The sequence below is a fragment of the Magnetococcales bacterium genome (assembly GCA_015228815.1).
In the GTDB taxonomy this organism is placed as follows: domain Bacteria; phylum Pseudomonadota; class Magnetococcia; order Magnetococcales; family UBA8363; genus UBA8363.
The window spans coordinates 39,568-52,669 of the sequence record JADGCV010000003.1 but is presented as its reverse complement, the minus strand read 5'-3'; the positions used below and the strand labels follow the sequence as shown (position 1 = coordinate 52,669).

Here is a 13,102-nt window from a genome sequence, read left to right as displayed (position 1 = left end):
CAATAACACCACCCCCCCAATGACCAGTCTACGCACCCCCGACCACAGCGCATGAATCATCGCCCTTCTCCCACGACAGCCCGATTTCACCAAGAGACGAACCCACCTCACCCCTCGCCTCCACCACCCATGGTGGCGGCAACTGTTGATGAAAGCGCAGAAAGCGTGCCAAGGATTGAGTGATTATAAATTATTGTTTATTTATATCATTCGACACTCCGACGTTAAAAATATTTTACATGTGTAAATATTATCAAAAAACCATTCCTCTAAATCTTTTACATGACATCACTTATAGCACATCAAGGGGAGGAAGCAGCAGATAATCGGGATAAACATTATCCTGGCGAAAAAGAACATGTCCTTTCGGATCTATGGAATAAACCAGAAGGGAACCCAGGTTTGAAAAGGCGGTTCCATTCTTGTGGAAGGCATTTCGTGGGAACCGTTCACCGGTGCGGTAGGTCACACCATTGATGTCAACCTGACCTTTATCATCAATGATTTCCAACCGATCTAATTTATAATAACCAGGAATTTTCAGGTAATTCTCGCCCATATACCTGATATATTCGTGAAATGGATTCCTGAACTCTACAGGGACGTCTGACCGTTTTTCCTCGGAGCTGCCTGCAATTGAAGCGTAGAATTTCTTCTGGCTCTTATTGAATGTTGCAACCTTGGCCAATTCAGAGAATAGAGTACCAAATACGCTTGGCACACTGCCCTTTGGAAAGGAACCATCTGCATACTTTAATTTTTCAAGGTCAAACGTGCATTTTTCACTTGTATACTGAGGGAGAAAGCCTTTCTCTATATTTTCAGCCGAAGGATCAATGAATTCACGTAAATCATTTGGAACTTTTTCGAAATCGTCTCGGATGTGAAATGTGGGGAAATTGGCCCGTTGCAATGAAAATTTTATCGCAAGTGCGTCGATATTACCCTCTTCGTTAACCAACTCAAGCGATGCATCGGAAAGTTGATGGCCTGAGCGTTCCAACTCTTTCACCATCAGGAAAAATTTTTCAAATGTTCCAATATAGTTTACCTCAATCATCTCCTTGTTTTTTCCCTTAACGAAAACCCTAAGATTCTTTAATTCATTGATACGCGCGCTATTCGCCGCCGTCTTTACACTTTGGATCAGCAGGGTTGTTTGATCATCTTGGGACGAATCTTTCTGGTCCTTCATAAAGATAAAACCATACTGAGTCCCAGAACAAAGTTCCCTATCAAGCGATTCCCTTATGGAGTCAATTTTGAAAAAGTTCGTAAGCAAAGAAATCCCGCATATCCAAATAATGAATAACATAACAACAAATGCAGGGACTGTATTTAATTCAAAAAACCTCCTTGGATGCTTGACGTGCATCTTTACATCATCAATCGAAATCATAGAAAGGGTCTCCTTGATTAATATATTTTATAGATCGATTCTTTTGTGAATATTACTCTCTATAATCGTAACGATAAAACCATATCCCTTATGATCCTGCTCCACGATTTTCAACTCATCGATCGTATAGTTCACAAACTCTGTGGACATAAATAGGCGGCGCAAATATTCTTTGAAACTTCCACTCCAGGTTTTCGCGTCCTCGTTTTTATCTGGTTTCATACTAATTCCGTTAAATTCTTTTTTTGTTCCATCGCCTTGAAGCTCATTGAGAAAAGTTCCTTCCAAAGTCATCTTGTACTTTCCCTTCTCCAATTTTTTGACATGGAGGCGCTTAAGATTGATCCGTTCATCTCCTCCAATCAGGCGAAACAATCGACTGCTCAAAGATGATCCATAATAAGATCTGTATTCATTAAGTTCATCAGAATGCTTTTCATTAACTTTTGATGCTTCTTTGTATGTATTATATATTTCATCATAGACACTATTATAGTGCCAACGAAATAATAAAAACATGACAACCGACACCACTACAAGACCACCGAACAATAAATTTTTCTGTATCGACATGGGAAACTTCTCTGGACCAGAAACAGCCGGGGGTGGCTTGGGAGTAGTCTGAATACTTATGAAAGATTCCGGGAATGCAGTGGCAATTCTCAACGGGGTATGATTAGCCGGGGTGTTCCCAGAATAATATAAATCTTTTTCAGAGTAATATTTCTCTATTTCTTCATCATCGTCCTTCCCAGGAACCTGCCGGAGGTCAGGTTTGGCAAAATAAATTCCACCAATTCTTTGCATCTCTTTCGCGGAGAAAGAAAACGGATTCGTAACGCCATCAACGAAAGGAAGCACTTCCGGATCGAATCCGAGAATCTGAACCACCCTCTTCCCCAACTCTAAAAAAAATTTCCAATCTTTATCGGTATTTCCCCCCATGGAGAGGGAAAAACCTCCGGCAAGGAAGAACTTTGTCTCTTTAGGAAGAGACCTTCCTTCTTGCAGGCTATACTGTTCCAGAACAAGACGTAGTGATCCCAACAGATTGGAAAAGAATCTTTGTATCGCCAATCTGGGAACCGGGTAAGAGTGCATCAGCCGCAACAACTCGTCCTGGTCGATGGGCAACAGGCTCTTGACACACTCCTCAAGATTATCAAGGCATCCCAAATCCAAGACAATATCCATAACACCAAATGTAACATCAAAAGCAATGCATTCCAATTTTCCATGTTCAATCAAAAATATACGGGTTCTTCGCCCTTCCAGATTTAAAATCACGACTGGAAACTTATCGCTTAATCGTTCTTTAACATTTTTGTGATGCACAAGGAGGTTATCCATGGGGAAAACCCCGGCAATCTTCCTACTGAATAACTCCATGAAACCCAGGCCCGCGCTGGAATAAAAATCGTCGAAAACTTTTTTCCGCACACAGGCGTAAGAGCCAGGGAAATCGGTGGCCAACGGGCAGGAAAGGGCCTTGGGAATTCGATAATTCGTTCGGATCCAATTCCCGCGGCGAACAAAATTGTTCTCTACAGGCATTGTAATAATACTGCTTATATCACCCAACACCAAATATAGATTATTAAAATTTTGAGAATTTTCGTTGGTGCCAGGATGATTCCACCAATCAGAAAGGGCCTTACGAATAGCTTGCAATTGGACAGCCTCATTCTGTTGCCGCGATCGCTCGACAGATTTCTGAAAGATATTTCCACCTTTCTCATTTTTATGTTCTTTTAATTTATTAATATCACTTATGGTAAAAACATTCTTTTCTACACGATCCCCTGGACCAAACTGCAACCAACCCCAGGAATTCAGTATCAGAATCACATCCCCACTTGCGAGCCTTGGTGAGGGATTCGTATTTCTTGATAGAATTAAAATAAATTTCTTCTGGAAATGAGCCATTCTCTCCCGTAACTGATTATTATAACCATATGACGGCGCCCCCCGTAGCCCTTCTTGCTGTTTTTTCTCAGTAGCGTTCACTTGTTGTGACATGCCATCATTCCCGAAATTCCGTCAATCGAACCGATGCAGATTGTCCATTGGCACCATCCAGTGCAAAAGACACCTGCAACCCGTTGCCTGCGATCAGTCGAGACTGTAAAATTGGCCCATTGTCGCCTGCCGCACCTTGCGCCAGGGAAAAAAGTATGTCGCCCACGCCGTTCCCTCTTGAAACCTGGATTGGAAGTCGATATCCCGGTCCATAATCCCAGACAAGAATATTTTGCGCCTCATATGGAGCCACTTCATCCCATATACAGCGAATGATCATAGCAGCATCAATGGCAGTTGCACACTCCGAAGGAACCTGTTGATCAAAATCAAACGTTGCCAAAGCAGTTTGAACGGCTGAAAATTGAGGAGTGCTCGCTTCGTCAAGTGTTCCGACGCGCCATTTCAGACGGCTCAGAAAATAATTTCCCTGTCCCGCCATGGCCCAATAGATCCGCACTCGGGCCAAAGACGTCTCAACGGCCATGGTCTCCAAATAGAGCAGATGATCAAATAAATAGGCGATCAATCCGATCGTCGCGGTTATGACGACCAGTATCATCATAAGCACACCTCCCGCATTCCTCCCGGCGATCTTATGGGCATGCACAGGTACATGACTTATCATGGGCTACCCGGAGCTTGAGCAAGCATCAGACCCACGGAAGTCCAGAACCGTACCATATAATCAGGTTGATGATAGGAATCATAGATTCCACGGGGTACCAGATTGGGTTCGAATATCCGGTAGGAGACATCAACAGTCCGGCCACGAACCGCCAAAGATTGCGATGTATTGAAATCAAGGACCATCCCTTCACCCACGATATGTTCACCTCCCGCTAAACATTGTGGTAGAGGATCACCTTCCTTCTGGCAAACAATGTCGTAGGGGGTGACCCCACCTTCAAATATTCCGGTTCCATTTCCCCAATTTCCCAGCCAGATACGCCCTCCGACATGACTCAGGTCCCTGCCCGTAGGATCACTTTCATGACCGTGAATGCCTGGAAAATAGAGAACGCCTTCCCTGCCCCCTGAAAGAAGAAGAAAAAATATTTCACGCGCTTCCTGATTCATCCGGGTGGTCGCCAAAAACAAGGTAACCATCTTTTCGATTTGAAAAACGGTCTGAATCACGACCATGCCAATCAGCAAAGAAATGAAAGAGGCGACCATCAACTCCACCAGTGTAGACCCGGATTGCCGCAGGCCAAATCCAGACGACCTGTACACAATTAACCTTCCAGACACAACGCCGCTCATGACCACTGTCCAATCAGTGTGTCAAGACGCAACGTATCGATACCGTCCGGGGAGGGACGCAGTTGTAAAACCGGTCCGGTTGTTTCGACCCAATAGGGATAGTCTAAAAATAATTGCAACTTCTGACAATTCACTCCGGGAAAACAGTTGGCCTGACCAACATTGGTCAGCACCCAGCTCACAGTGCCTGCCACGCCATGCTCCTGATCAATCCAGACCACATTTCGATCCGAGGAGGATCGACCGGGCACCCCCATATCCAAATAAAAGACAACTCCCAATATAAAGTCGTTCACTTGATCTGTAACCAGTTCGTTATCACTGTCGGTCAAAATGGAATGCTCCGAATCGGGATGATGGGCATTGTAGCCGGTAGTCCCACCATAAGTCCGATAAGTTCCATCGTCCTCCCGGTAAATAGCGGTTAAACGTTCCATCTGGCCATGAAGGACAAACACAGCCTGCTGGCGAATGCTGTTTCGAACAAGCCGTCCCTTCAATACCGACCAAAACTCCGATACTCCGATGACAAAAAAAGAAAGCAGGACGGTCCCCATCATCACTTCCACCAAGGAAAAACCACATTGCCCCCTCCGCAACCAATGTCCCTCGGGTCTGGACCGACGGTCACCCCCATGCTTTCTCCAATACATGTCAGAACAGGGCGTCATGAAAGGTAACTCCGTTTTCCCAATGCAAATCAGTGCTACGCCCGGCCCGTTTGGCAGGATCCAATCCGAACGCCGGTTGGGGATAGCGAAGCGAAAGAATTCGGCCTTCCCCCCCGACATCACCACCATCGACGCCGACAAATCCAGTGGCGTGAATTTTTTCATCGGCGGTGATGCAAGAAACTCCCGCCATGTTGAAGGAAGTCACACTGTCGTTTTCCGGCGTCAGTCCAGAATAGGAATCATCCCGCAGAAGCGCCCACACCTCAAATTTTGCCCTCCCCTCCTCACCGCTCGCGCTATCTCCCGAAGAACTGATATAATTTCCATCACCCACTCGAACCAGAAAACAGAAATCGCCAGCCCCACTCAGGTCTACACCCAGGGTATCCTCCAGGTCCTGCTCATCATTATTCGGTGAGAGATAATAGGATCCATTCATCTGGTAAAAGGATCGCTCCTTGGCGGAAATCTCCATCAGGTAGGGAAGCGCCGATTGAAGATTTCCACGTAAAATATATGGTCTTAGATTTGGAAGGCTCAGAAGACCCAAAATCCCGATAATCACGACCACCATCATCAATTCGACCAATGTAAATCCGTTCCCGGAACCGCTCTTCACATAAACCTCACTCAGATTATCTCTTATGTTAACTGTGAAACTGAAACAAACAAGATAAATAAACTTATTATTTTATCCTTTCAATCACATAAACCTTGATTCCATCCGTTAACTGCTCAGGATCAACTCTTACCCCCTTTCCGACTTTCTCAGATTCACCATTAGAATACTGATCCGCAACAAGAGAGAACTGGTTTCCCGATCGGTCTACAGAGGCAATGAGAACAGCGGAATAATTTTCCACGAATTCCTTGCGTTGCTTGAGGAGGTCCACAACCACATCGCTGGCCAAAATAACCGCTCCCTTGTGGAGTTCCATGATCCGGGCCGTCAAGCCAACATTCACCCCGAAGATGTCTTTAATTTCGGTATCGATAAAAATCGGACCATTATGTAACGATGCCCGAATTTTTATTCCAGAGTCACCAGTCTTTTGTTGGAGTTGATAACTATAGTTAAGCGCATCATAAGCATCGGCAAACAGCAGAATAAATCCATCACCCATATTCTTGACCATATACCCATGATTTGGCTGGACCAAGGCATTAGCCTGTGCAAAATGCTTTTTCAATGCCTGGTACCACCCAGCCTCCTTCCGCTCCTTCAGGAGATTCATCGAACCTTTAATATCAGTAAATACCACCGTCAACTGATCGCACTGAGGATAATCGAAAGCGAAATTTGTATCACTCATCAACCAAGTAAAGAAATCAGGCCCACCATTACCAAGTTCGGCTTTGGAATCTTCTCGAAGGATAGTCTTCTCGAATTCTTCAATATTTTCAATAAGATCCAATCGAATCGATGCACCACAGCCACACTTTGCCCGCAAATTATTTTTCTCACGAAGATCTTTAGCTTTACCACGATCCAACCCCTCGGAACTACAGTCTCTGTTTGTACAGAAAAATCTTGCAACACGTCGAGCGATACTCCCTCCATTTGCTTCCACGTCACTCATAGAATCGTAAACCCAACGGCGAAGCAGTGTCTCGACCTTTTCCTGGAACTGCTGCCACATGGAAGGTGGTATGTTCTCATCCATGCAAAATAAGTTGAGTTCGACAAGACCTCCATTTTGTTCCTCACAATATTCGCGCCGTCTTTGATATGTGCCGAAGTAAAACCCAACAGTCCGCTTTTCACCACCAGGTGTGGTAAACATCAGACCTCTCTGCCAGAGGGCATCAATCTTGTTAATAGTAAAAGATCTTTTCATCGCAAAAACAAGATGATGAAAGAGGTCATCTTCAGATGCAGAAAAATAATAGGTCACTTGAGGCGCAGGCAGGTATCCCCCTGGAGGAAATGTGTGCCCACTGGCCAAGGAGGGAAAGACGAACTTTTTGGGGTGGAGCAACGTCTCATTTTCCTTGACCTCCTCAAACGTCGCGGCCACCTTTTCCCGTTCACACAAACTCCAGACCCAATCCTGCAGTGCCAAGTGATACGCTTGTGAAACAAGTCCATCAGAGTCCCGCTCGAGACTCTCCAACCATTCGTTCCAAAGTACAGTACCATCCTTATGTCTATTGTCTACTGCGCTCTTCAAAAGATGCACCAACATCGCATCAAGTACACACCGATTGATCAATATTTGATCTTTGTCTGGCGCTGTTGCCATCCATCCGCTTTGAGTGGCAGGAAGGCGAAAACTTTTAAAATGTTTTGTCAGTTCATTGATTCTAAACTGCTCCGTCCCAGGTGTTATTCTGCTGGCCTCCATTATAAATTCCTCGGTTGAAAAAATTCGTCTTCCAGAATGGAATTTTTCTCTCATGAGACCCCGAAAAATGGGAAATGAACTATTTCTAACCCTGATATTTTCTGTAGTCGAAGCCCTCAAGGAAGTAACAATCTTTTCCCTTACTGTTTGCATACTCCAATCGGAATGCTTATGGAAGTCAACGTTTACCACACCCTGGCATCCCCAGGATGAAAGCAAATCATTCGCCCCAGAATTTCCACCTTCCTTCGTCACCAATAACCAGGGTATCTTTGCATTAGATTCATCATTTTTATTGCCCCTTCTTGGAGCCGCATTTTTAAGCAATCTGACCCAACGTTGCAAGTTTCTGGAAACGCTACCGGCTCCAGTCTGGATCTGGTCAGATATTGGAGTATCGGTCACGTAGACCAGCAAATCGGTGTTCTGCATGTAAACATTCAGAAGTAACTCCCCGATAGAACCATGGGAAGAAGTTTTATCCAATTTTGGAAGTCGGCAAAGAAATATTTCACGCCACACATCTGCATCCTTGCCCCACCTGGAGAACAATTCTTTCCAATGATCGTCTGTATTCTCGATTCTAATTATATTAACATTTCCAAGACTATCTCCTGAATCATTAGATGATGAATTTCCGGATTTCATGAATTTATTAAATAGTGTTGACGTCAAAGACTCCATGCCGATAAAGAGTACCTTAAAGGTTTGCAACTTGGTAAACTTTTTCCTGGATGCAATATCATTTAAATCAATCAAGAAATGGCTGATTTTGTATTCTTCCACATGATGCGCGACCAGACAGGGATCCTTGGGATGAAAGGCCATCCTACCTATCTGTTCTCCAGCAGCATAGCTGACAACCCAATAAGCGTCATAGTCCGGTCTCGCTTTCGCAGAAGAACGATCCGTACCTCGATTCCAAAGGCATAGAGATCGATTATCAGAAGAGGAAACCATATACTTCTCTTCACAAAAAAAATGGATTCCATGGACCCTTCCAGCCCCCACACCATATCGTTCTGTTTTTCTAACCCACCCATCTTTATCGTTGACAAATGTTATAATCCGGTGATTGGTTCCCCCAACATACAAAACGGTCGCATCCCCATTAAACACCAGACAGGATACGGAAAAACCATAACCTAAATTCAGATCCTTTTGACATATGACACCATTCACCCACCATTCCTCCCCATCATCAAAGGGAATGGGCAAAACAAAGACCCTGGAACCATTATCGAAGGTCTGAGAGTAGGCCAACCATTTTTTATTCGGGGAGATGACCGCCTGTTCAAACGGTCTATTAGGCTCTGGCAACAGTTTCCAATCCGTCTCTGATCCATAGGGAAAATAAAGGCCAATACCACCACCATCGGCAGGAGCGACCAATAGTTTTGCATCATCGGAAAAACTCGGCAGCCAACTTCCTCCCGAATTCCACATCAACGCCTTGCCAACCTGAATCTTCAGGTCATCGAGAACCAGGCAGGGAAGAATCATCCCCCGGCGATCTACCAGGATGAGGCGATTGTCATTACCAAAAACAATGGTACTAAAGGTCCCAGAAAGGACCGGTTTCCACGACGGGTCATCCGAGCTAGAAGAATTCGCACAACCAGTCTCTACTTTTTTTAGGAAAAGACCTTCATCAGTAGCAACAGCCAGCAAAGTTCCTTCACGATTCCAGGACAGGCAATGTACCACGCCGACCACCCCATCCCTGATTATAGGTATTTCCTCGGATTTAAACGGCTCTGGATCGAAAAACAGCCCCCAACCAGGCAAAGTCCAAGGATTTCGTTTCGGTAGAAGGGTCATGACTGCAATCCTCCCAACTCGAATACGGGCAAAAAGGCAGCAACAAGCATCCCGGTAATGATCATCCCAAGAATGATGGTCAAAATTGGTGTCACCAATTCGGTAATGATTTGCAATCGGCTCTGAAGCAATTCGTTAAAATGCTCCGCGGTTGAAAGCAACGGATCGGCCATCGAGTCACTTTCCTCGGCTGCGCGAATCATTTGAAGGGCAACCCCTTGAAAAATAGCGTGGGGAGAAAAAGACTCCGTTACTGAAGCACCGTTTTGGATACTTTCTTGCACCCGACGAGAAATACTCTCCAGGAAAAGATTATTGGCAGCACTCCCGGCAAGAGGAACCGCATCCACGATAAGTATGCCATTTTTTACCTGAACGCCAAGGCTGCTTAAAAAACGGTGCAGCGCCGACAGTCGCCACAGAGATCCCAGTAAAAGCCAATTCAGTTTGTGCATGTCCCACCACATTCGCACCCCCGGGCTCATCCGGGTAGTAAAAAACATTAGGACGGGAAGAGCTAATACCGTCATGATAATTCCAAAATGTTCAAGATAGAAATTGCTGAACGCGAGAACCCACTGGGTCAGTTTCGGCAGTGGTTTATCAAATTCCTTGAAAATATGATCAAATCTTGGAAGGATAAATAGTACCATAATATGAAACATGCTTATAAATATAACAAAGATAAACATAGGATAGGAGATGGCGGTAAGAAGCCTGCTGCGATTTTGATGCGCATTATAAAGGTACTTTGTCAGATGCTCCAGGGCCACACCTAACTGCCCGGACTGCACTCCAGAGCGAATAATGGAAATATAATCCCTATTAAAGACCTCGCCATGTTTTTCCATTGCCCGATCCAGATCCATGCCCCGATCCAGGTCATCGTACAGACATTTCAAAATTGGCCTCATTTTCTTGTCAGTGCTCAGGTCCTTGGCCATGGTTTCCAGAATCTGCCGCAAACTAAGATGACTGTTGACCATTGAGGAAAACTGCCGGGTAAAGAACAACAAAGATCGAGGACTGATGTCGGCCATGGTCCTATAGTCCCATGATCCGGATGATTTCTTCAAATGTCGTCACCCCTTGCCGCATCAATAAATGCCGCGCATGTGCCCAAAGGGTCTTTTCCCGCCATTTCGCTCCGCGCGCAGCCAGCCACAAATCCTCGGAATCGGTTACGTTGGCGTGGATACGATCGCGTACCTCCCGGCTCATATTGAAGGTTTCGAAAATGGCCATGCGGCCCCGGTAGCCACGATTGAAACACTGGGAACAACCATTCGGATCCGCAGTATAAAAATGATCATTTTGCGGGATTTCCATTCCAAGGGTCTGGGTAAAACGGCGATAGTCAAAACCATCACCTTCAATTTTTTTCCTGATTTCCGCGCCGGAGATCAATTTGCGGCAGGAAGGGCACACCCGGCGCACCAATCTTTGCGACACTGTAAGATTCAAGGCAGAGGTGATCATGTAGGGTTCCACACCCATTTCCAGCAGCCTGCCAACCGCCTGTGGCGCAGAGTTGGTATGAATGGTGGAAAGCACAAGATGCCCGGTCATGGCCGCCTGAATGGCCGTTCTTGCCGTGTTCTGATCGCGGATTTCCCCTACCATGATGATGTCGGGATCCTGCCTGAGAATGGTCCGTAAACCCTTCTCAAAGGTCAGATCAATATCGGTTCTCACCTGCATCTGGTTGATTCCATGCAGCCGGTATTCCACCGGTTCCTCAATGGTCATGATATTGCTGTCGGTCTTGTTCAACTCTGAAAGGCAGGCATAGAGGGTCGTTGTCTTCCCCGAACCCGTGGGACCACAGATAAGGATCAAACCATTGGGACCGTGGATGTTGGTTCGCAGAAGCTGCAAATCAAACGGGAGCATGCCCAGACGGTCGGTGGACGTGACAATGCTCTCCTGATCCAACAACCTCAGAACAAATTTCTCTCCCTTGACGGTCGGATAGGTGGAGGCACGAATGTCGGTCCCAGACAAATTCAAACGCCCATCCTGGGGCCGACGCTTCTCGGTGACATCCATCTGGGTCCGGACCTTGAAATGGGAAATAATGGCGTTGTGAGTCTCCTTGCTGTAGTCGGCATAGTTGTGCAATACGCCATCAACCCGAAAACGAACAATGCTCTTGTCCTCGTCCGCCTCAATGTGGATATCGGAGGCCCTTTGATCCTGGGCATCTTGCAACATTTTTTGCATTCGGGCCGGGATGGCTTCGTACTGCACCGCCTGGCTTCCATCATCCACCGATACCTCATTCTCCGGAGCTCGCCGTTCATTCTGACGTGTGCCCATATCCTTCATGAAACGATCGTAATCAACGATATCGATCATATTCAAATACTCCGATTCATTGGGCTGCCGCAACGCATCCAGGAAAACCCGCCACCCCAGATCAAACGGGTCCAGAACCGCCCAATAGATCCGGTCTCGGTGAATACTCGCAGTCAGGGGAATAATCCCGAATCGGTCCAGAACATCGTGTGGATATTTGTCCCAATATTTTAGATTTGTCCTCTCATAGACAATCTTCCCCCAAAGTTTTACTGGTTGAGTACTATTTTTTACATTCCCCGATTTTTGGCCGGAACCCGCGCCGCCTTGGATAACCCCTTTTTTTTCCCCCTCCCCGTTCCTGTAAAGCGGCATTCCGAATTTCCATCCAGCCCATTGGTTGATGCTGGCTCGAACATCACCTAGACCATATCGCTGAAGTAAACGCATAATGAAACGGAAAAAAGACGTTAGATCGGGCACGATACCATGGACGACATTTTCCCTCAGATGTTCACCCTGATCCCCGTTCTCGAATAACCATGCGGAAGAAACTCCGTAGGTTTTCGCGATTATTGCGTCCAGATTTTTGAATGCTTCATACAGAGCCGCTTCTCTCTTATCCTGTTTGAAGAAGGAAACTTTTTCACCATTTTTTTGTTGTCGCAATAAGTGAAAAACTTCGTATAACCGCCTACCAATCTTCTCGGGCAACAGATTTTCCCGTTGGAGATCGTTGATCAACCATGGGTAATTAACCGAGTCCCCAGACTTGGTCCTCTGATCATCGGTCTTGGTATCACCTAAAGAGGAAGCGGTCACATTGTCTTCAGATCCGCCATGAAGCGTTTTCAGTTCGATGACAGGGACAGGCAAAGTACTCCCCGCTTCACGGTGCGGAAACCGAATGACAATTTTATCGTCCTTTTCCACCTTGAGGGGTTCATAACCAACCCGTACCGGAGAATGTCCCTTCTTTTCCAGAAAGCACCTGGCAGTTCCATACTCCCCCTTGGGCACCAGATCGAAAACTTCCCAAATCATCTCATTTGTTTCATCTTTCTTCATGTGCCGCGACAGGAGGCAAAGCCGAGAAGGAAGTGGCAATTCCGGGTGATCCAATGTGATATCGTTGCATTTCGGACTCAAGGAGCCCAAGCCACCGAGAACAAACGACCTGGCATCCCCCATAGGCACGAATGATCGCTTTTGGCTGCCGTCGATCAGGTGATAGGTTACCAGAAGATGACTCTCACTCATGACAAAAATCACTCTTTACG

Annotated in this window: 9 protein-coding genes; all 9 read right to left on the bottom strand. The window is 46.0% G+C overall.

The window, feature by feature from the left end; translation table 11 throughout:
• Positions 1–292: 292 nt before the first annotated feature.
• A complete protein-coding gene (locus HQL76_01920; GenBank protein MBF0107921.1) occupies positions 293–1,399 on the bottom strand; it encodes a hypothetical protein in 1,107 nt (368 codons plus the stop codon).
• A 27-nt stretch (positions 1,400–1,426) separates the two neighbouring features.
• Positions 1,427–3,418 (bottom strand): hypothetical protein, encoded by a 1,992-nt coding sequence (locus HQL76_01915; protein MBF0107920.1) that lies wholly within the window; start codon positions 3,416–3,418, stop codon positions 1,427–1,429.
• A 4-nt stretch (positions 3,419–3,422) separates the two neighbouring features.
• A complete protein-coding gene (locus HQL76_01910; protein ID MBF0107919.1) occupies positions 3,423–3,983 on the bottom strand; it encodes a hypothetical protein in 561 nt (186 codons plus the stop codon).
• Between the two features lie 59 nt (positions 3,984–4,042).
• Positions 4,043–4,684, bottom strand: a complete 642-nt coding sequence (locus tag HQL76_01905; GenBank protein MBF0107918.1) for a hypothetical protein — start codon at positions 4,682–4,684, stop codon at positions 4,043–4,045.
• Positions 4,681–5,244 (bottom strand): hypothetical protein, encoded by a 564-nt coding sequence (locus HQL76_01900; protein ID MBF0107917.1) that lies wholly within the window; start codon positions 5,242–5,244, stop codon positions 4,681–4,683. Before HQL76_01900 ends, HQL76_01905 begins: the two co-directional genes overlap by 4 nt.
• Before the next feature lie 94 nt (positions 5,245–5,338).
• Positions 5,339–5,935, bottom strand: a complete 597-nt coding sequence (locus HQL76_01895) for a hypothetical protein (protein ID MBF0107916.1) — start codon at positions 5,933–5,935, stop codon at positions 5,339–5,341.
• A 109-nt stretch (positions 5,936–6,044) separates the two neighbouring features.
• Entirely contained in the window at positions 6,045–9,524 is a 3,480-nt protein-coding gene (locus HQL76_01890; protein MBF0107915.1) for a hypothetical protein, read from the bottom strand.
• On the bottom strand, positions 9,521–10,564 hold the full coding sequence (locus HQL76_01885; protein ID MBF0107914.1) for a type II secretion system F family protein: 1,044 nt from the start codon (positions 10,562–10,564) through the stop codon (positions 9,521–9,523). The genes HQL76_01890 and HQL76_01885 overlap by 4 nt, the downstream gene beginning before the upstream one ends.
• A 4-nt stretch (positions 10,565–10,568) precedes the next feature.
• Positions 10,569–13,082, bottom strand: a complete 2,514-nt coding sequence (locus HQL76_01880) for a type II/IV secretion system protein (GenBank protein MBF0107913.1) — start codon at positions 13,080–13,082, stop codon at positions 10,569–10,571.
• Positions 13,083–13,102 lie beyond the last annotated feature (20 nt).